The organism is Micromonospora sp. DT233 (assembly GCF_049841815.1).
Lineage (GTDB): Bacteria > Actinomycetota > Actinomycetes > Mycobacteriales > Micromonosporaceae > Micromonospora.
Genome location: NZ_JBNCLB010000001.1, coordinates 123,540 through 141,653, shown reverse-complemented (window position 1 = coordinate 141,653; position 18,114 = coordinate 123,540). Strand labels below are relative to the sequence as shown.

At 74.8% G+C, this 18,114-nt stretch carries 21 protein-coding genes; 13 read left to right on the top strand and 8 right to left on the bottom strand.

Translation table 11 applies throughout. From position 1 onward, the window contains the following. Window positions 1-89: 89 nt before the first annotated feature. From ACLQ2V_RS00675 to rsrA, 4 genes are all read left to right on the top strand, one after another. A complete protein-coding gene (locus ACLQ2V_RS00675) occupies window positions 90-482 on the top strand; it encodes a WhiB family transcriptional regulator (RefSeq protein WP_425716361.1) in 393 nt (130 codons plus the stop codon). 48 nt (window positions 483-530) lie between these two features. After that, window positions 531-1,175, top strand: a complete 645-nt coding sequence (locus ACLQ2V_RS00670; protein ID WP_425716360.1) for an alpha/beta family hydrolase — start codon at window positions 531-533, stop codon at window positions 1,173-1,175. 206 nt (window positions 1,176-1,381) lie between these two features. Then, window positions 1,382-2,209 carry a sigma-70 family RNA polymerase sigma factor gene (locus tag ACLQ2V_RS00665; RefSeq protein ID WP_425716359.1) on the top strand — a complete coding sequence of 276 codons (828 nt, stop codon included), beginning with the start codon at window positions 1,382-1,384 and terminating at the stop codon, window positions 2,207-2,209. A 1-nt stretch (window position 2,210) separates the two neighbouring features. Further along, on the top strand, window positions 2,211-2,507 hold the full coding sequence (gene rsrA / locus ACLQ2V_RS00660) for a mycothiol system anti-sigma-R factor (protein ID WP_425716358.1): 297 nt from the start codon (window positions 2,211-2,213) through the stop codon (window positions 2,505-2,507). 199 nt (window positions 2,508-2,706) lie between these two features. On the opposite strand, the gene ACLQ2V_RS00655 is transcribed toward rsrA, so the two are convergent. Further along, the gene (locus tag ACLQ2V_RS00655) at window positions 2,707-2,781 is read right to left on the bottom strand and encodes a 50S ribosomal protein bL37 (protein ID WP_386988480.1); all 75 of its coding nucleotides are present in this window, start codon (window positions 2,779-2,781) and stop codon (window positions 2,707-2,709) included. A gap of 247 nt (window positions 2,782-3,028) precedes the next feature. Here ACLQ2V_RS00655 and ACLQ2V_RS00650 point away from each other — a divergent pair, with 247 nt between their 5' ends. Next, window positions 3,029-3,244, top strand: a complete 216-nt coding sequence (locus ACLQ2V_RS00650) for a biotin/lipoyl-binding carrier protein (RefSeq protein WP_425716357.1) — start codon at window positions 3,029-3,031, stop codon at window positions 3,242-3,244. After that, complete coding sequence (locus ACLQ2V_RS00645) at window positions 3,241-3,756, top strand: GNAT family N-acetyltransferase (protein WP_425716356.1); 516 nt, start codon at window positions 3,241-3,243, stop codon at window positions 3,754-3,756. The genes ACLQ2V_RS00650 and ACLQ2V_RS00645 overlap by 4 nt, the downstream gene beginning before the upstream one ends. Window positions 3,757-3,818: 62 nt before the next feature. Here ACLQ2V_RS00645 and ACLQ2V_RS00640 read toward each other — a convergent pair whose 3' ends face one another. Continuing rightward, complete coding sequence (locus ACLQ2V_RS00640) at window positions 3,819-5,660, bottom strand: tetratricopeptide repeat protein (protein WP_425716355.1); 1,842 nt, start codon at window positions 5,658-5,660, stop codon at window positions 3,819-3,821. 249 nt (window positions 5,661-5,909) lie between these two features. Here ACLQ2V_RS00640 and ACLQ2V_RS00635 point away from each other — a divergent pair, with 249 nt between their 5' ends. Both ACLQ2V_RS00635 and ACLQ2V_RS00630 read left to right on the top strand, forming a co-directional pair. Beyond that, entirely contained in the window at window positions 5,910-6,941 is a 1,032-nt protein-coding gene (locus tag ACLQ2V_RS00635) for an SIS domain-containing protein (RefSeq protein WP_425716966.1), read from the top strand. Window positions 6,942-6,966: 25 nt separating this feature from the next. Next, a complete protein-coding gene (locus ACLQ2V_RS00630; protein WP_425716354.1) occupies window positions 6,967-8,607 on the top strand; it encodes a histidine kinase N-terminal domain-containing protein in 1,641 nt (546 codons plus the stop codon). Between the two features lie 210 nt (window positions 8,608-8,817). Here ACLQ2V_RS00630 and ACLQ2V_RS00625 read toward each other — a convergent pair whose 3' ends face one another. Beyond that, a complete protein-coding gene (locus ACLQ2V_RS00625; RefSeq protein ID WP_425716353.1) occupies window positions 8,818-9,078 on the bottom strand; it encodes a winged helix-turn-helix domain-containing protein in 261 nt (86 codons plus the stop codon). 399 nt (window positions 9,079-9,477) lie between these two features. Beyond that, complete coding sequence (locus tag ACLQ2V_RS00620) at window positions 9,478-11,073, bottom strand: glycosyltransferase family 39 protein (RefSeq protein WP_425716965.1); 1,596 nt, start codon at window positions 11,071-11,073, stop codon at window positions 9,478-9,480. Between the two features lie 399 nt (window positions 11,074-11,472). Here ACLQ2V_RS00620 and ACLQ2V_RS00615 point away from each other — a divergent pair, with 399 nt between their 5' ends. The 4 genes from ACLQ2V_RS00615 (at window position 11,473) to ACLQ2V_RS00600 (ending at window position 14,898) form a co-directional block, all read left to right on the top strand. Further along, a complete protein-coding gene (locus tag ACLQ2V_RS00615) occupies window positions 11,473-13,185 on the top strand; it encodes a nitrite/sulfite reductase (RefSeq protein ID WP_425716352.1) in 1,713 nt (570 codons plus the stop codon). Further along, window positions 13,182-13,340 carry a hypothetical protein gene (locus ACLQ2V_RS00610; RefSeq protein ID WP_425716351.1) on the top strand — a complete coding sequence of 53 codons (159 nt, stop codon included), beginning with the start codon at window positions 13,182-13,184 and terminating at the stop codon, window positions 13,338-13,340. Before ACLQ2V_RS00615 ends, ACLQ2V_RS00610 begins: the two co-directional genes overlap by 4 nt. Next, window positions 13,337-14,113, top strand: a complete 777-nt coding sequence (locus ACLQ2V_RS00605; RefSeq protein ID WP_425716350.1) for a phosphoadenylyl-sulfate reductase — start codon at window positions 13,337-13,339, stop codon at window positions 14,111-14,113. The genes ACLQ2V_RS00610 and ACLQ2V_RS00605 overlap by 4 nt, the downstream gene beginning before the upstream one ends. Before the next feature lie 62 nt (window positions 14,114-14,175). Then, window positions 14,176-14,898: a sirohydrochlorin chelatase gene (locus ACLQ2V_RS00600; protein WP_425716964.1), complete on the top strand. Its 723-nt coding sequence runs from the start codon at window positions 14,176-14,178 to the stop codon at window positions 14,896-14,898. A 108-nt stretch (window positions 14,899-15,006) separates the two neighbouring features. Here ACLQ2V_RS00600 and ACLQ2V_RS00595 read toward each other — a convergent pair whose 3' ends face one another. Further along, window positions 15,007-15,264, bottom strand: a complete 258-nt coding sequence (locus ACLQ2V_RS00595; RefSeq protein WP_007072794.1) for a WhiB family transcriptional regulator — start codon at window positions 15,262-15,264, stop codon at window positions 15,007-15,009. A 448-nt stretch (window positions 15,265-15,712) separates the two neighbouring features. Continuing rightward, window positions 15,713-16,663, bottom strand: coding sequence for a diacylglycerol/lipid kinase family protein (locus tag ACLQ2V_RS00590; RefSeq protein ID WP_425716349.1), 951 nt, complete (start codon window positions 16,661-16,663; stop codon window positions 15,713-15,715). A gap of 43 nt (window positions 16,664-16,706) precedes the next feature. Here ACLQ2V_RS00590 and ACLQ2V_RS00585 point away from each other — a divergent pair, with 43 nt between their 5' ends. Then, window positions 16,707-17,093 (top strand): hypothetical protein, encoded by a 387-nt coding sequence (locus ACLQ2V_RS00585; protein WP_425716348.1) that lies wholly within the window; start codon window positions 16,707-16,709, stop codon window positions 17,091-17,093. A gap of 31 nt (window positions 17,094-17,124) precedes the next feature. Here ACLQ2V_RS00585 and ACLQ2V_RS00580 read toward each other — a convergent pair whose 3' ends face one another. Together ACLQ2V_RS00580 and ACLQ2V_RS00575 are read right to left on the bottom strand one after the other, a co-directional pair. After that, a complete protein-coding gene (locus ACLQ2V_RS00580; RefSeq protein ID WP_425716347.1) occupies window positions 17,125-17,532 on the bottom strand; it encodes an ATP-binding protein in 408 nt (135 codons plus the stop codon). Beyond that, window positions 17,529-18,053, bottom strand: coding sequence for a GNAT family N-acetyltransferase (locus ACLQ2V_RS00575; RefSeq protein ID WP_425716963.1), 525 nt, complete (start codon window positions 18,051-18,053; stop codon window positions 17,529-17,531). The genes ACLQ2V_RS00580 and ACLQ2V_RS00575 overlap by 4 nt, the downstream gene beginning before the upstream one ends. Window positions 18,054-18,114 lie beyond the last annotated feature (61 nt).

Genomic DNA, 18,114 nt, shown 5'->3' with positions numbered 1-18,114 from the left:
GATAGAACACAGCGCCGGTAGTGGGCGACGATTCGTACGGTGCGAACGACGTCCATCGATCTTGCCGGTCCCACGGGGGAGGTGGGTGAATGACACGGGCGCGTATGCCGCGGCCGCACGAGGTGGCCGCCGCGCGACGGGACCCGCGACTACTGCGGGCACTGCGTGAACGGCGACAGGACGATGCGTGGCGGACCAGAGGCACCTGCCAGAGTGTGGATCCGGAGACGTTCTTTCCGGCGCCAAACGAGCCGGCCGACGCGGCCGTCGCGCTCTGCCGCAGTTGCGATGTGCAGGGCTCCTGCCTGGCCTGGGCGTTGGAGGTCGGTGACTGCCACGGAGTGTGGGGCGGCACCACCCCGCGCGAGCGGCGGGCGATGCTGGTCGCCTGGCGCGGCGAGGTGGATCCGGACCCGGAGGCGGCCGGGGAGGCCGGCCCGCCGGTGCGCGACCGGCTGCTCACCCTGGTGCCGCTGAGCTGAGCCACGACGGGCTCGGCAGGGCTGGGCGCGGGTCGGCCGGGGAGCAGAATGGGCCCGGTGCGCCACACCGACGAGATCGCCACCCCACGCGGGCCGGCCCGGATCGACACCGACCTGCCCGCCGCCGCGCCGCACGCCCTGCTGGTGCTCGGTCACGGCGCGGGCGGTGACGTCGACGCGCCGGACCTGCGGGCCGTACGGGACGCGGCGGTCGTCGCCGGGGTGGCCGTGGTCCGGGTGACCCAGCCCTACCGGCTGGCCGGGCGGCGGGCCCCCGCCCCCGCCGGGCACCTCGACGAGGCGTGGACGGCGGTCCTCGGGCACCTGCGCCGGCGGCACCCCGCCGTGCCCGCGCTGGTCGTCGGCGGCCGCTCCAGCGGCGCGCGGGTGGCCTGCCGGACCGCCGTGGCCGTCGGCGCCGACGCGGTGCTGGCGCTGGCGTTCCCGCTGCACCCGCCGGGCCGCCCGGAACGCTCCCGGGCGGCCGAGCTGGCCACCGGCCTGCCGACGCTGGTGCTCAACGGCGACCGCGACCCCTTCGGGGTGCCCGAGGCGGGCCCGCCGGTCCGGGTGGTCCGCCGTCCCGGTGACCGGCACGACCTGCGCGGCGACCCGGTCGGCACGGCCGCCGTGGCGGTCGACTGGCTGCGTGCCCACGGCTGGGCGGCCGGCGGGAGCGCCGCCCGGCCGTGACCCGGTGCGGCGCGCGTCGTTGTCTCCGGTGGTGTCGGATTGCCCGAAACTTCGGTGGCCGACGCCGCCCTCCCAGGCCCTTCCTGGTCCCAGCGCCGGCGCACCGCCGGGGCCGGGACCAGGAACGGGGAGCGGCCAACCGGAATGCGGGGCCCGTCGATCCGCGTTACCCCCGAGGGAAGCGATCTCTGCTAGGGGGGTGACCGGTGCCGACGCAAACACGGAGCCGGGAACGGGGCGAACGGGAGGCGCGGCAGCTCAGACGGCTGCTCGACGCCCCAGGCTGGTCCGCGACCACGCGGCCGGACGCGCCGGCGGTGGTGGTGAGCACCAGCACACCGGCCGAAAGTGAATCTACGGCCGGGTTTCGGCGCGTATCCTCGGCGAGACAGCATCCGACGCGAGGGGATGTGCGGTTGACCACCGAGAAGACGGACGAGCGCAGGGCCCGCTTCGCGCGGGACGCGATGCCCTTCGTCGACCAGCTCTATGCCGCCGCGCTGCGCATGACGCGCAACCCGGCGGACGCCGAGGACCTGGTCCAGGAGACGTACCTGAAGGCGTACGCGGCCTTCCACCAGTTCGAGCAGGGCACCAACCTGAAGGCCTGGCTGTACCGCATCCTGACCAACACCTACATCAACTCGTACCGCAAGCGGCAGCGCCAGCCGATCCAGGCGCCCACCGAGGAGATCACCGACTGGCAGCTCGCCGCCGTCGAGTCGCACACCTCCAAGGGGCTGCGCTCGGCCGAGACCGAGGCGCTCGACCGGCTGCCCGACAGCGACGTCAAGGAGGCCCTCCAGCAGTTGCCGGAGGAGTTCCGGATGGCTGTCTACCTCACCGATGTCGAAGGCTTCTCCTACAAGGAGGTGGCCGACATCATGGGCACGCCCATCGGCACGGTGATGTCGCGGCTGCACCGCGGCCGGCGCAATCTGCGCAAGCTGCTCGAACGGTACGCCGGGGAGCGCGGCTTCTCCGCCGCCCAGCCAAGCAAGGACTCGACCGCCGTCGCCGGCCGGGAGGTGTGACGTGAGCTGTGGGAAGCCGCACGAGACGGACTGCCACGAGGTGCTCGCCGAGGTCTACCTCTACCTCGACCTGGAGTGCGGCGAGGAGCGCCGCACCCTCATCCGCCGCCACCTCGACGAGTGCGGGCCCTGCCTGCGCGAGTACGGTCTCGAGCAGGAGATCAAGGCGCTGGTCGCCCGCTGCTGCGGCAACGAGACCGCGCCCGACCAGCTGCGCGAGCGGCTGCGCATTCGACTGACCGAGCTGGTGGTCGTCGAGACGACGACGACGGTCGAGCCGCGCGAGCTGGCCGACTGACGCGCACCGAGCCCCGCGAGCTGGCCGACTGACGCCCCTGCGGGACCGCTGGCCGCGCTGGCCCGCCCGTCGAGGCCCCTGCGCGGCACCGAGACACGACGATGGCCCGGGTCGACCGACCCGGGCCATCGGCCGTCCGTGGGCCCCGAGGGGCCGGGCGGGACGGCTGAACGGTCGGCGGGCGGGCCCGCCGCGCCGGTCAGGAGTTGGGACGCTTGCCGTGGTTAGCGTTGCTCTTCTTCCGGGCCTTCTTCTTCCGGGACTTCTTCGCCATGTCGACCTCCTCTGGTGCTGGTCACTTCCCGCCCGCGCGCAGAAGCGCGGCGGTGGTCGCGTACCGGCCCCCGAGGCAACCGGGGGCCGACCCGCTGATGCTAGTGCGGTCGGCGTCCGCCCTGCGCCGCCGGGGCGGCCCACCGGCCCGCCGAGGGCCGTCCTGCCGCGCGCGGGTCCTCCCACGGGCCGTCGGCGCATGATTGGATACCCAGACACGCAGGCACACCTGGAGAGGGAGGGTCGAGATGGCCGAGGAGGTCCGCGCCGAGATGGTGGCGAACGTGTGGAAGGTCGTCGCTTCGGCCGGTGACACCGTGTCCGAGGGCGACACCCTGGTGATCCTGGAGTCGATGAAGATGGAGATTCCGGTCGTCGTCGAGTCCGACGGCGTGGTGCAGCGGCTCGCGGTCAGCGAGGGCGACGTGGTGCAGGACGGCGACCTGATCGCGGTGATCGGTTGAGCGGCGTCGCGGTCCGGCGGGCCACCGAGGCCGAGTTCGCGGCGGTGGGGCGGCTGACCGTCGCCGCGTACGACAACGACGGGCAGCTCAAGGGCGAGAACGCGTACGCCGTCACGCTCGCCGACGTGGCGTCCCGGGCGACCGACGGTGAGGTGCTGGTCGCCGTCGACGAGGCCACCGGCGCGCTGCTGGGATCGGTCACGTTCGTGCTGGCCGGCACCGCGTACGCCGAGATCAGCGCCCCCGGTGAGGCCGAGTTCCGGATGCTGGCGGTGGACCCGGCGGCCCAGGGGCGCGGCGCGGGCGGGGCGCTGGTGCGGGCCTGCCTGTCCCGCGCGGCCGAGCAGGGCTGCACGGCGGTGGCGATCTGCGTCCGGGACGGCTTGGCCGCGACCGCCCGAGGCATGTACGAGCGGCTCGGCTTCGTCCGCGTCCCGGAGCGGGACTGGTCCCCGGCCCCCGGGATCACCCTGCTCGGCCTGCGCCTGGAATTCCCCGCCACGGCCGCCTGACCCGGGCTGTCGGCCGCCTGACCCGGGCTGTCGGCCGCCTGACCCGGGCTGTCGGCCGCGCCTCAGGGGCGACGGCGCAGCCGGGTGAGCCGGCCCCAGAGCCGGCGCAGCGGGCCCGGCCGGCGCGGTGCGGGCCCCGGGCCGGAGATCAGCTCACCGGCCAGCGTGGTCGTCGCCGGGTCCAGCGCCGGGGTGGCCAGCGCCAGGTACGCCAGCGACACCGCGATCGGCACCGGCCGTTCCTTCGCCACGGCGGCGGCGTCGGCGAGCCGCTCGGCCACCACCCGGGCCACGTCGGCGCGGGCGGACGGGTCCACCCAGGCGGCGGTGACCAGGGCGAACAGCGCCGCCTCGGTGATCCAGTCCTCCACGCCCCAGACCAGGTCGACCAGCGCCCTGCGGCGGGTCGACTCCGGCCACGGCTCGTCGGTGCGGTGGTGCAGCAGCCCCAGGCAGGCCCAGACCTGCACGCAGCGCACCCACAGCGACGGGTCCTGCCCGGCCAGCAGCCGGCCCATCCCGGTGGCGGGCGCCGAGGGCGGGTGCACCAGCAGCCCGAGCAGGTCGGCCAGGCCCAGCGTGGCCAGCCCGACCGCCGCGTCGTACGCCGCCGGGGGGTGCGCCCAGGCCGGGTGGGCGAGCTGCCGGATCCGGTCGGCGGCCTCGGCCGACGGCGCGGGCACCGTCGGGGCGGCGACGGTGCCGTCCCAGCGCCACAGCGGCCGCTCGGTGGCCCGGCGGGGCTCGCGCGGGTCCGGGTCGGCCACCTCGGCCACCTCGACCCGCAGCCCCGGGGCGGCCGTCGCCACGGTACGCATGGCGCTCGGCGGCTCCAGCGTCTCCAGCCGCACGGTGGTCACGCCGAGGCCGCCGTGCTCCTCCGCCAGGGCGTGCCGCAGCACCGCCACCGCCGCGCCGGCGGCGGGGGTCACCTGGCCGAGCCAGGGCCGGCTGCGGCAGCACTCGGCGAGGTCGCCGTGCTCGTGGGTGTCGTCGGGGTGGTCGCGGACGAAGTCCGCCAGGGCCACCAGGTGCGCCACGTCGCCGTCGCGCTGGAAGCGCAGCCGGTGCGCGGTGTGCACGGCGCAGTCGAAGGTGGGGTCGCGGGCCAGGGCCCGGTCGGTCCACTCCAGCGCCTCGTCCAGCCGGCCGGTGTCGGCCAGTGTGCCGGCGATGTCGGCGTACACGGCGAGGTCGCTCGGGTCGTGGTCGACGGCCCGGCGCAGCGCCGCGAGGGCGTCGCGGGTGCGGCCGGCGCTGCGGTAGGCGTACCCGAGCCAGACCTCGCCGAGCTTCGACGGCGCGACACGTACGCCCCGGGCGGCCCAGCGGATCGCCAGGTCGACCTCGCCGAGCCGGCGGGCCAGCGCGGAGGCCGAGCCGAGCAGCAGACCGTGCCGGGGGTGGGCGGTGGCCGCGTTGCGGGCCAACGCGAGGTACGGCTGAAGTGGGGCCCGCTCGGCGCGTGGCACCGGGTCGGGCACGGCGGCGCAGACCTGCATCAGCACCTGGGCGATCCGCTCGGGATCGAGCCGTTGCGGCAGGTCGGCGGCGCTGACCCAGGGCACCCCGGCCCAGTCTGCGCTCCGGTCGTGCCCGGTGGCGGCGGCCAGCAGCTCCAGCCCCTCGGTGGGTCGGCCCGACGCGGCCAGCAGGTGCGCGCGGGCGACCACGGTGCCGACGAAGACGCGCTGGTGCAGCGGGAAGAGCTCGACGCCCCCGCCGCCCCCGGCGGCGGCCAGCCGGGCCAGCGTCTCGTGCGCCTCGGGCAGGGTGGGCTTGAGGGCCAGCGCCCCCGCGACGTGCCCGGCCGCATGCGCCAGGTCGCCCTCGTCCAGCGCCAGCCGGGCAAGGGCGAGCTCCTCCTGCGCCGACAGCGGGGAATCGTCCCTTCCCTCGGACACGTGGGCCTCTCGCTCGTAGGGTGCTCGTCCCACCCGGCGGCCGGAGCGCCACCGCGCGCGGTCGCCCCCGCGCGGTCGCCCCACGCGTCGGCGGGTCGGGCAAGCCTAGGTGATGTTGGGTCGGGAGGGCATACCCTGCGCGATGCTGCTCACTCCGTTGCCCGGGTCGGGTGAAAAGTGCAAGACTGAACAGCAAACGCGCGGCAATCGCGCAGGGAAGGGGTTTTCGTGACGCGTCCAGGGGCCGGGATGGCCGCCGACATCAGCGAGCAGCCGGCCGGCTACGAACGGCTGCTCACCGCCGAGCACGCTCGCGCGATCGCCCGGGTGGCCGCCGTCATCGCGCAGCGCCGCCCCCGGCACGTGGTCTTCACCGCCCGGGGCACCTCCGACCACGCCGCCCTCTACGCGGCGTACCTGACCGAGATCCGGCTCGGCCTGCCCGCCGGGCTCGCCTCGCCCAGCGCGGTCACCCTCTACGGCGCCCGGCCCGACCTCTCCGGGGCACTGGTCGTCGGGGTGAGCCAGAGCGGTGGCTCGCCCGACCTCGCCGAGGTGCTGCGCGCCGCCCGCGGCTCCGGCGCGCTGACCCTCGCCGTCACCAACCAGCCCGACTCGCCGCTGGCCGAGGTCGCCGAGCTGAGCGTCGACATCGCCGCCGGGCACGAACGCGCGGTGGCCGCCACCAAGTCGTACACCGCCGAACTGCTCGCCCTGCTGATGCTCGTGGAGGGCATCCGGGCCGGCGACGGGGCGCTGCCCGCCGAGGAGCGCGCCGCGCTGGCCGCCCTGCCCGAGCTGGCCGCCCGCACCCTCGACGACGCCACCCCGGCCCAGCTCGCCCCGCGCTACCGCTTCGCCGCCCAGCTCGTCACCACCGGCCGGGGCTACGCGTACCCGACCGCCCGGGAGGCGGCGCTGAAGCTGATGGAGACGTCGTACCTGCCGGCCCTGGCCTTCTCCGGCGCGGACCTGCTGCACGGCCCGCTGGCCATGACCGACCCGGACGTCCCGGTGCTGGCCGTGGTCGGCTCCGGCCCCGGCGGCCGGTCGATGGGCGAGGTGCTGCCCCGCCTCGGCGAACGCCGCGCCGACGTGGTGGTGGTCGGCTCCGCCGACGTCGAGGGGGCCACCCGGCTCGCCGTCCCCGAGGTCGACGAGCGGTACGCCCCGCTGCTGGACATCCTGCCGGTGCAGCGCCTCGCGCTGGCGTTGGCGCTGACCCGGGGCGAGGACCCGGACGCCCCGCGCGGCCTGAAGAAGGTCACCGCGACGATGTGAGGGCCGGCGTGGCAGGCTGGGCGGCGTGTCCACGCTGCGCGAACTCGCCGAGGAGCACACCCAGCTCCGCCCCGCCGACATCGACCACCTGCACCGGATCGCCGGAGACTGGCAGCTGCTCTCCGACCTCTCCTTCGCCGACCTGCTGCTCTGGGTGCCGGTGAACGACGAGGGCAGCTTCCTCTGCGTCGCGCAGGTCCGCCCGACGACCGCCCCCACCGCGTACCAGGACGACCAGGTGGGGCGGATCGTCGGCGGGCCCGAGGTGGCCCACCTGGACATCGCCTACGGGCAGGGGCGGATCTGGCGGGAGGGCGACCCGGTCTGGTACGGCGACGTGCCCGCCCGGCACGAGGCGATCCCGGTGCGGCTGCGCACCGCCGACGGGGAGGCCGGCGAGGTGATCGCGGTGGTCGGGCGGGACACCAACCTCTCCACCGCCCGCACCCCCAGCCAGCTCGAACTGAACTACCTCACCACCGCCGACGACCTGGCGCAGATGATCGCCGACGGCACGTTCCCGCCGCCCCGGCACCCCGGGGAGACCACCTCCGCGCCCCGGGTGGGCGACGGGCTGGTCCGGCTCGACGCCGGCGGCAAGGTCACCTACGCCAGCCCGAACGCGCAGTCCGCGTACCGGCGGCTCGGCTACGCCGCCCACCTGGTCGGGGAGGACCTGGCCAAGCTGCACCGCCGGCTGGCCGGCGACCCGCTGGAGGGCACCGACGCCGGCAACGCCATCCTGGCCGCCCTGCGCGGCGAGGCCCCGCCCCGGCGGGAGATCGACGCCCGGGGCGCGACCATGCTGACCCGGGCGCTGCCGCTGATGCCCGCCGGGGTGCCGATCGGCGCGCTGGTCCTGGTCCGCGACATCACCGAGGTACGCCGCCGCGACCGCGCCCTGATCACCAAGGACGCCACCATCCGGGAGATCCACCACCGGGTGAAGAACAACCTGCAGACCGTCGCCGCGCTGCTGCGCCTACAGGCCCGCCGGGTCGCCATGCCCGAGGCCCGGGTCGCCCTGGAGGAGTCGGTACGCCGGGTCGCCTCCATCGCCCTGGTGCACGAGACGCTCTCCATGTCCAGCGACGAGGCGGTCGAGTTCGACGGCATCGTCGACCGGGTGGCCAGCGCGGCGACCGAGGTCGCGGCGACCGAGCAGACCGTGGGAATGCGCCGCAAGGGCAGCTTCGGGGTGCTGCCCGCCGAGATCGCCACCTCGCTGGTCATGGTCCTCAACGAGTTGCTGCTCAACGCGGTCGAGCACGGCTTCCCGCCCCCGGAGGGCCCCGAGGACGGCTCCGGGCCGGCCCCCGGCGGTGCTGTTGCGGTGGTGGCCGGCGGCGCCGTGGTGGCCGCCGGCGGGGTGGCCGGTGGCGGCGCGGTGGGGCCCGGCAGCCTGCTTCCCGTCGCCGGGGTCGAGTCGGCGCTCGCGCCGCAGGTGGTCGTCTCGGTGCACCGGTTCCGCAAGCAACTGCACGTCACCGTCGCCGACAACGGGCGCGGCCTGCCGGCCGGGTTCGACGCCGAGCGCAGCGGCCGGCTCGGCCTGCAGATCGTCCGGGCGCTGGTGACCGGGGAACTGCGCGGCACCATCGAGCTGCGCAACGGTGCCGAGGCGGGCACCGAGGCGGTGCTGGTGGTCCCCCTGGCCCGCTCCTGACCGCCCCCGAGGGACCGGGGCGCGTGGCCCCGACGGATTGATCAACTTCATGTCGATGACATCGCGCGTTAGGCCGAGGCGGAGACCGCAATGTCACTGATATGAAGAGCGATGCCCACGGCACCACACTCAGCGCTCAGGCTGAGCCCGCACGGGCAACGGCCCGGACCAGAATGGTCCGGGCCGCTTCGTGTGCACTCTCCTGGCCGCTCAGGGCTGCCGGACGTACACGCCGCGCCCCGGCACCGTTTCGGTCAGGCCGCGCATCCTCAGCGTCAGGAATACGCGGTCGGCCACGAAGTCGGAGACTTCGTACTCCGCACAGAGTTCCGCGCGGCTGGGCAGCTTGCCTCCTGGCGGGAACTCACCGGACGCAATGCGCTCCGCCATTTCGTCAGCAATGCGTTCATAAATGGATGAATAGGGCGGCACGGTAGAAATCCCCTCCGGTCGGCGATTCCAGTGAACCACCCTCGGGGATGCTTGACTACCCATGGCTACCATGGCAAGTTGTGTGAGAGGTCCCCTTCGGTTGGCAGCCCGGGGACTGAGGTAGCAGTCCGGCCACGTGACCAGGGGCTCCGTGGCCGGACCTGCTGCCCATCCCTGGAGGCGGAGATGGCGATGGACGACGGGCCCCCGAGCCGCACGGACCTGTTCCACGCGGCCAGGGGAAGTGCGGAGGTGCACCGGGACGGCAAGCGGTGCGGTTCGTGCACCGGGCACAGCGGGTGTCGTCAGTGGCGCTGGGCGGAGGGGCACCTGGCCGCACGGCGTACCGGGGAACCCTCCCGGTGCGCCCCGGTTGCTTCGTGGAGCGGTGACCGGCGGGGTGCCGGTCAGCGGTTCTCTTACGTCATTCGGGCCGACCTAACGGGTGAGCAGCGCCACCGTGAGGCCCGGCCGGGGCGTGACCCGTTCGACGGTGAAGCCGTCGCGCAGCGCCCGTCCCGTCGCGCCCGGCACCGCTTCGACCGGGTCCGCCCGCCGCCCGGCGACCACCAGCCAGACCCGACGCGTCCCGGCCAGACACTCGGCCGGGCGCGGACACTCGTCGACCCAGTAGTCGCCGCGGGCGTCCTGGCCCCGGACGACCAGCACGTCGCGGGGTTCCCCGTCGCCGAGGTGGTAGCGCAGCCCCAGATCGAGGAAGAGCCAACCGTCGCGGGGGGAGAAGACGATCGCGTCCCCGCTGCGGCTCTGCTCGCCGATGACCCGGGCCGCCCCCGCGTAGTCGATCAGCGCGCCGCGTGGCCACTCGTGGCTGTGCCGCAGCGCCGCCTGGTCGGGCAGCCCGAAGAGGCCGGCGAGGAGCACCACGGCCAGCGCCGCCGGCAGCGGCACCCCGGCCGTCTTCTCCGTACCCGCTCCCGTCCCCGGTGGGCGGGCCGCCGGGTCGGTTCCGGCCAGCGCCGCGCCGGCCAGGACGCAGGCGAACGGGACGGTGAAGAAGAGGTAGCGCGGCACCCAGAGCGGCCCGGCCAGCCCCGCCAGGAAGACCAGCAGCACCGGCAGCGCCGCGCAGGCGGCGGGGAGCAGGGCCCGTCGCCGCGCGCGGGCGGCCCCGAGCGCGGCGAGCCCGAGCAGCAGCCCGCCCACGGTGCCGCTCTGGGCCAGCGCGCCCGGCAGCGCGATCAGGTCGGCGGGGCGAGCCGGGTCGACCCAGTCGAGCTGCCGGCCGCGTTGGCCCAGCGCCAGCAGCGCCAGAGGGGCCAGCACGACCAGCGCGGCCAGCACGGCGGCGAGCCAGGCCCACAGTGGCCGGCCCGACAGCGGCCGGGCCCACAGTGGCCGGCCCCGCACCGCGCGCCGGGAGGCGTCGGAGCGGCCCGGCGGGGTCTCGCGGCGGCGGTCGGCGCGTCGGTCGGCGGCCAGCACGGCCGTCGCGTGGGCGGCGAGCAGGACGAGCGCGACCAGGTGGGCCAGGCCGAGCGCGACGACGGCGGCGGCGTAGCCGGCGCTGCGCCGCCGACCCGGCCGGTCCAGCGCCCGGACCAGCAGCAGCGTCGCCAGCACCGCGAAGAGGGCGACGAACGCGTACGGGCGGGCCTCCTGGGCGTACCGGGAGGTGCCAGGGAGGACCGCGAAGAGCAGCCCGCCGAGCAGCCCGGCCCGGGGCCCGAGCAGCCGCGCCCCGAGGACCGCCGTCAGCCCGGCCGTCGCGGCCATGGCCAGCGTGGACGGCAGGCGCAGCGCGGCGGGCGAGTCGCCGAACGCCCGCACCCAGCCGTGCATGAGCAGGTAGTACGGCCAGCTCGCGGCGTCGATGACGCCGGCCATCCGGGCCAGGGCGCCCAGCGGCCGGGTGGCGGCGCTCCAGGTGGCCAGCTCGTCCCGCCACGGCTGGGCGGAGCCCAGGCCCACGCCGCCGATCGCCAGGGTCGCCAGCGTCGGCCAGAACCACACCGGGCCGAGCCACCCCGGGCCGAGCCACACCGGGCCGAGCCGCCCCGGTGGTTGCCGCATAGCGGGCGAATCGCTCACGCCGCCGAGCCTTCCACACCCCGCCGACCCCCGGCGGGCGGACGCCGTAGCGCCCCGCCCCGCCGGGAACTCCTGCCTGATCGAGGGCGATTACGCATCGGTGGCCCGTGATGTGGGATCACACCCGCGCTCGCTGGATGGGTGCCTCGGGGTGTGGGAGCATGGCCGTATGGCCGCCGCTTTCCTCCGTCGCTTCGTGGCCCGTCGCCACGTCGACTACGGCCGCGTGCGCAGCGCCATCTGTCCGGCCACCTGACGACGCCCGACCCATCTGTCTCGGGCGCTTCGCGCCGGCCGTCCGACATCGCCGTCCACGGCCCGTCCCACGGGCCGGCCGCGCGTGCGCGCCACGAGGCACAGCAGACAACGGAGGACGCCGCGATGGCGGTCAGCAGCACCCCGGCCCGGCCCGACGTGCCCGGCGCACCCACGGCACGGGCGCCCCGGCAGAACCGGGGAGAGGGGCAGTGGGCGCTCGGTCACCGCGAGCCGCTCAACGCCAACGAGCGGATCAAGAAGGACGACGACCCGCTGAACGTCCGGGCCCGGATCGAGAACGTCTACGCCCACCGGGGCTTCGCCTCCATCGACCCGCAGGACCTGCGCGGCCGGTTCCGTTGGTGGGGGCTCTACACGCAGCGCCGGCCCGGCATCGACGGCACGGGCACCGGCGTGCTGGAGCCGCACGAGCTGGAGGACGAGTACTTCATGCTCCGCGTCCGGGTGGACGGCGGACAGCTCACCCTGGCCCAGCTCCGGGTCATCGCCGACATCTCCCGGGAGTTCGCCCGGGACACCGCCGACCTCACCGACCGGCAGAACGTCCAGTTCCACTGGATCCGGGTGGAGGACATGCCGGAGATCTGGCGTCGGCTGGAGTCGGTCGGCCTGCAGACCACCGAGGCGTGCGGCGACTGCCCGCGCATCGTGCTCGGCAGCCCCGTCGCCGGGGTGGCCGAGGCCGAACGGCTCGACCCGACCCCGGCGATCGACGAGATCGTCCGCCGGTACGTGGGCGACAAGAACTACTCCAACCTGCCCCGCAAGTTCAAGACGTCGATCTCCTGGCTGGTGGACACCCCGTACGAGGCGAACGACATCGCGTTCCTCGGCGTCGACCACCCCGAGCACGGGCTCGGCTTCGACGTCTGGGTCGGCGGCGGCCTCTCCACCAACCCGATGCTGGCCAAGCGGCTCGGCGCCTGGGTGCCGCTGGCCGAGATCCCGGACGTCTGGGCGGGCGTGGTGGGCATCTTCCGCGACTACGGCTACCGCCGGCTGCGCAGCCGGGCCCGGCTGAAGTTCCTGGTCGCCGACTGGGGCGTGGAGCGCTTCCGCGAGGTGCTGGAAAAGGAATACCTGGGCCGGACCCTGCTCGACGGCCCCGCCCCGCAGCTGCCCGCCCGGCCGGTCGACCACATCGGCGTGCACCGGCAGCGCGACGGGCGCAACTACGTCGGGGCCGCCCCGGTGGTCGGTCGGGTCTCCGGCCCGCAGCTCGCCCGGCTCGCCGACGCGGTCGAGGCGCACGGCAGCGACCGGGTGCGGCTCACCCCGTACCAGAAGCTGCTGGTGCTGGACGTGCCGCCGGAGCGGACCGAGTCGCTGGTGGAGGCGCTGCGCGGGATCGGCCTGGCGGCCCGGCCGTCGGCCTGGCGGCGCGGGACCATGGCCTGCACCGGCATCGAGTTCTGCAAGCTGGCCATCGTCGAGACCAAGGCGCGCGGCGAGGAGCTGGTGGCCCGGCTGGAGGAGCGGCTGCGCGACTTCGACGCGGACATCTCCATCCACCTCAACGGCTGCCCGAACGCCTGCGCCCGCACCCAGGTCGCCGACATCGGCCTCAAGGGGCAGCTCGTCCTCGCCGCGGACGGCCGCCGGGTCGAGGGCTTCCAGGTCCACCTCGGCGGCGGCCTGGGCATGGCGCAGGGGCAGACCGCGGGCTTCGGCCGCAAGCTGCGCGGCCTGAAGACCACCGCCGAGGAGCTTCCGGAGTACGTCGAGAGAATCGCCCGCCGCTACCTGGCGGGCCGCACCACGGGGGAGACGTTCGCCAACTGGGTGGTCAGAGCCGACGAGGAGGAGCTGCGATGAGTGAGACCAGATCGGTGCCGCTGTACTGCCCGTACTGCGGCGAGGAGGACCTGCGACCGAGCGAGGCCGGCCACGGCGCCTGGGAGTGCCACGCCTGCACCCGAGTCTTCGCGGTGAAGTTCACCGGGCTGCTCGACCGGGCGGTGACCCGATGAGGGTCGTCTCCGCCGTGAGCCTGGGGCTGATCCAGACCGGCGGCCCGACCCCCGGCGGCGGAGTCGACGCCGACCCGGCCCGACGCGACCCGCAGGAGCTGCGCACCCTGGCCGAGCGGGCCGGGCGGGAGCTGGAGGGGGCACCGGCGCTGGAGATCGCCCGCTGGGCGGCCGAGACGTTCGGCGACCGGTTCTGCGTCACCAGCTCCATGGCCGACGGCGTCCTCGCGCACCTGGTCTCCCGGGTCGCGCCGGGGATCGACGTGATCTTCCTCGACACCGGCCTGCACTTCCCGGAGACGCTGCGGGTCCGCGACGAGGTGGCCCGGCGGCTGCCCGTCACCGTGCGCTCCATCCGGCCCCGGCTCACCGTGGGCCAGCAGGACGGCGAGTACGGCCCCCGGCTGTTCAACCGCTCCCCGGACGAGTGCTGCCAGCTGCGCAAGGTCGAGCCGCTGGAGCGGGCGCTGACCGGGTACGACGCCTGGGCCGCCGGGCTGCGCCGGGACGAGTCACCGACCCGGGCCAACACGCCGGTGGTGACCTTCGACGCCCGGCGCGGCCGGGTGAAGGTCAACCCGATCGCGGCCTGGACCCAGTCGGACGTGGACGCCTACGTCGCCCGCCACGACATCCCGGTCAACGAGCTGTTCCGGCGCGGCTACGGCTCGATCGGCTGCTGGCCGTGCACCCGCCGGACGAAGGCGGGGGAGGACCCCCGGGCCGGCCGGTGGGCGATGTTCGAGAAGACCGAGTGCGGGCTGCACCTCTGAGCGCCGCCGCGACCGGCCCACCGGAGCCGGTGCTGCCTGGCGTGGACGGCAGCCGGGACCCGGTGGTCCTGGTCGCGCACGGCAGCCGGGACCCCCGGGCGGCCGAGGCGACCCGCGCGTTGGCCCGCGCGGTCGCCGCCGCCCGCCCCGGCGGGTCGGTGTGGGCGAGTTGGCTGGACCACACCGACCCCGGTCCGGCGGCGGTGCTGCGGTCGCTGGCGGCGGCCGGTCACCGCCGGGCGGTGCTGGTGCCGCTGCTGCTCACCGCCGCGTACCACCGGCGGGTGGACATCCCGGCGGCGCTCGCGGCGGCCCGTGGGTCGGGCCCACCGATCGAGGTACGCGTCGGCGACGTGCTCGGCCCGGCCGGCGGCACGGTCGACGCCGGCCTCCTGGCCGGCCTGCGGCGGCGGCTCACCGAGGCGGCGCCAGGCCGGTTCGACGCGTTGGTGCTGGCCGCCGCCGGGACCCGCGACGCCGGGGCGCGCGGCTCGGTGGGGCGGGTGGCCGGGGCGCTCGGCGCCGAGCTGGGGGTGCCGTGCCGGGTGGCGTACGCCTCGGCCGCCCCGCCGGCGGTCGGCGCGGCGGTGGCCCGGCTGCGGGCGGCGGGTGCGGGCCGGGTGGCCGTGTCGGCGTACTTCCTGGCTCCCGGCCTCTTCCACGACGCGGTGGTGGCGGCGGGGCGAGCGGCCGGCGCGGTGGCGGTCTCCGGGTCACTCACCGACGCCCCGGAGCTGGCCGCCCTGGTGGCCCGCCGGGTGGACCGGGCCGTGGCGACGGCCTGAGCGGTGCCACGCCCCTTCCGGGTGCGCAGCCCCGGGCAGCAGAACGCCCCGGCAGGGGTTTCCCTGCCGGGGCGTGAGCCTTGTGTGGTGTGGTGCGGTGTGGGTCGGTCAGGCGGAGTGAGCGCGCAGCACCCGGAGGCCGCCGCGCCGCTTGACGGCGCGCCGTTCCTCCTCGCTCATCCCGCCCCAGACGCCGGCGTCCTGACCGGACTCCAGGGCCCACTGCAGGCACTGGTCGGTCACGGAGCAGCGCCGGCAGACGGCCTTGGCCTGCTCGACCTGAAGGAGAGCCGGACCAGACGTCCCGATCGGGAAGAACAGCTCCGGGTCCTCGTCGCGGCAGACAGCATGGTGACGCCAGTCCATGGCGGCAACACTCCTCATTCTGGATGGGTGGTAGAGATTGTCTTTGGGGCTTTTCTTAAATGCGTACGCAAGCCGGATGGTTACTGTTCGCGTCCATCAATTCGGCGTTGCGTGAGCAGACTCTTGTGGCCCTGGGACCTGCTGGAACGGCTCAACGTGGTGAACGCTCCAAGCAATGCCCCGGTAACTCAAGTTCGTTTGTGAATACTTTCACGAACTCACGCAATGTCAAGGGTGACACCCGGAAAAAACTCCGAGTGGGTGAGCGAGCTCACGACCCTTTGTGCCGGTTACTGGAGTGACCCAGTCACCCGGCGTACCACAGTCGAGGATCAATATAGTACAGTCGGCGTGACATTGCTGACATTTCCGGCACCTCACCCTCGGTGTGGCGGCCACCGCGGTCTGCGGTGAGGGGGACCGCTCCACGAAGGCCTGTACCCGAGGCCTAACAGATTACTCTCAGTGCCGCCGGAACGGATGCGAATCTGACTATTTCCCGCTCGCCGAGATAGTCGCCGTCCAGCTGGAAGGCCTGCGGACGGCCCGCTAGCAGGGTGAACTCGCCCACGTCGTGCAGCCGAAGAACTTGGCGGCCGCGCGGGTCCGGCGCCCGGGAGAAGGCCTGCGTCACAGTGCGTGTGGTGCTAGCCACGCGGAGCTGACGCATCGCCAACACGTCGAGCCGAAGATCGAACGACGCCTGCGGGTTCGGATTGATCTCCCGGTCGCCCAGGTACGTCCACGGCGCGGTGTTCTGGACGATCACGGTCGCCAGCCCGCTCTCGGCGGGCTCGCCGGGCCGCTCCAGGGTGATCGTCGGGTGCCGACGGTCCGCCCCGACGAAGTACTGACCGATTGCCGACCGTAGGTAGAGCCCCGGCGTGGAGACCCGGCCGCGCCGGCGGGACTGCTCCACCCGGTGGATCACCGCCGCGTCGAGGCCGAAGCCCGCGCAGAAGGTGAAGTAACGGTCGTCGGCCCGGCCCAGCCCGATCGTCCGCGACCGGCCCAGGCGCAGCCCCTCCAGGATCATGCTCGTGCCGTCCGGCCACTCGCGGGGCAGGCCCAGGGCCCGGGCGAAGACGTTGGTCGAGCCGCCCGGCACGGTGGCCAGCGCCGGCAGCCGCTCGGCGGTCGTCTCGCCGGTGCGGAAGGTGGGTGACTGGGCCGTCATCAGGCCGTTGACCACCTCGTTGACCGTGCCGTCACCGCCGAGGGTGACCACCAGGTCGACGCCCTCCTCGGCCGCCTCCCGGGCCAGGTCCATCGCATGGCCCCGCCGCCGGGTGTACCGCACCGACAGCTCGACTTCGCTGCGCAACGCCCGGACCAGGACGTCCCGGCTGCGTTCGCTGGTGGTGGTGGCCTTCGGATTGACCACCAGGACGGCCCGCATGGGCGGCACTGTACCCCGATCCACCACGGGTATCGTGTCGCGCGTGACCATCGACTCGGACCGGAACCCGACCCCGCTGCGCTGGGCGGTCGGGCTGCTCCGGGGGGAGGCGGTCGCGCTCGGTCTGGTCGCCGCGTGGCTGGTCTGGGCCGACCTCACCGCGACCGTCACCGACCTGCCGTCGGCGCTGCTGGTGACCGGCTTCGCGATCGCCGGCGCGGCGGGGCTCTGGGCCCTGGGCGGGCTGCTGGGCCGCCGACGGGCCGGCGGCCGGGCCCCGGCGATCGCCCTTCAGCTCCTGCTGCTGCCGATCGGCTGGTACATGATCCAGGGCGGCCTCGCCTGGCTCGGCGTCCCCGTGATCGCCCTGGGCGTGACCGTCCCCGCCCTCCTGGTGACCCCGGCAACGACCAGGGCCCTGGGCTTCTGACCCCGGCCCCGCCCGGTAGCGGGAGGCGCGGCTAGTAGCGGGAGGCGCGGCGGGTGAGCAGGGCGATGGTGGCCCGGCCGTTGGCGGCGTTCGCCGAGGCGGCCGTGGTCAGGGCCGTCAGCACCTTCCAGGCGAAGGACGACTCCGAGGGCAGCGTCGCCCCGCGCACGGTCGGCACGGTCACCTCGACGGTGAGCGCATCGTCGGTCACCGCGAAGCGGCACTCCAACTCGGCGTCGCGGGTGGCGATGGCCAGCAGCATGGCGCACGCCTCGTCCACGGCGATCCGCAGATCCTCGATCTCGTCGAGGGCGAACTGGAGACGGGCGGCGAGGCCGGCCGTGGCGGTACGGAGCACGCCGAGGTAACCGCCGTCGGCGGGCACCGTGAGGTGCACCACGTCGTCGTCGGTAGCTGGCTGGCCGGTCAGTTGAGTCACGCCTCATCCCCCCGGTGCGGGACTCTACCCGCTCGGGCCGGCTCCCGCGTGGGGGCGCTGCCCCGGGCGGCCGGCACCTCGCCCGGCACCCCGCCCACCTGCGCCGCGAGGCGGTGCAGCGCCGGCCCGGCCAGCCGGTACGACACCCAGTCCGACATCGGCGTGGCCTCGACCGAGGCGTAGAAACCGGCGGCCGGGTTCCAGTCGAGCATCGACCAGTCCAGCCGGCGGTAGCCCCGCTGCACGCAGATCGCCGCCAGGGTGGCCAGCAACCGCCGCCCCGCGCCGGTGCCCCGGGCCTCCGGGCGGACGTACAGGTCCTCCAGGTAGATGCCGTGCACCCCGGCCCAGGTGGAGAAGTTGAGGAACCACAGGGCGAAGCCGAGCGGGCGGTCGGCGTCGTCCACCGCCAGGTGACCGTGCAGCGCCGGCTGCGGGCCGAAGAGGGCGGCGTGGAGCTGCTCGGCGGTCAGGTGGCACTGCTCGGGCGCGCGCTCGTACTCGGCCAGCTCGTGCACCATCGCGACGACGGCCGGCACGTCCTCGGGACGCACCGGCCGCACGGTCGGGATCAGGCCGGCA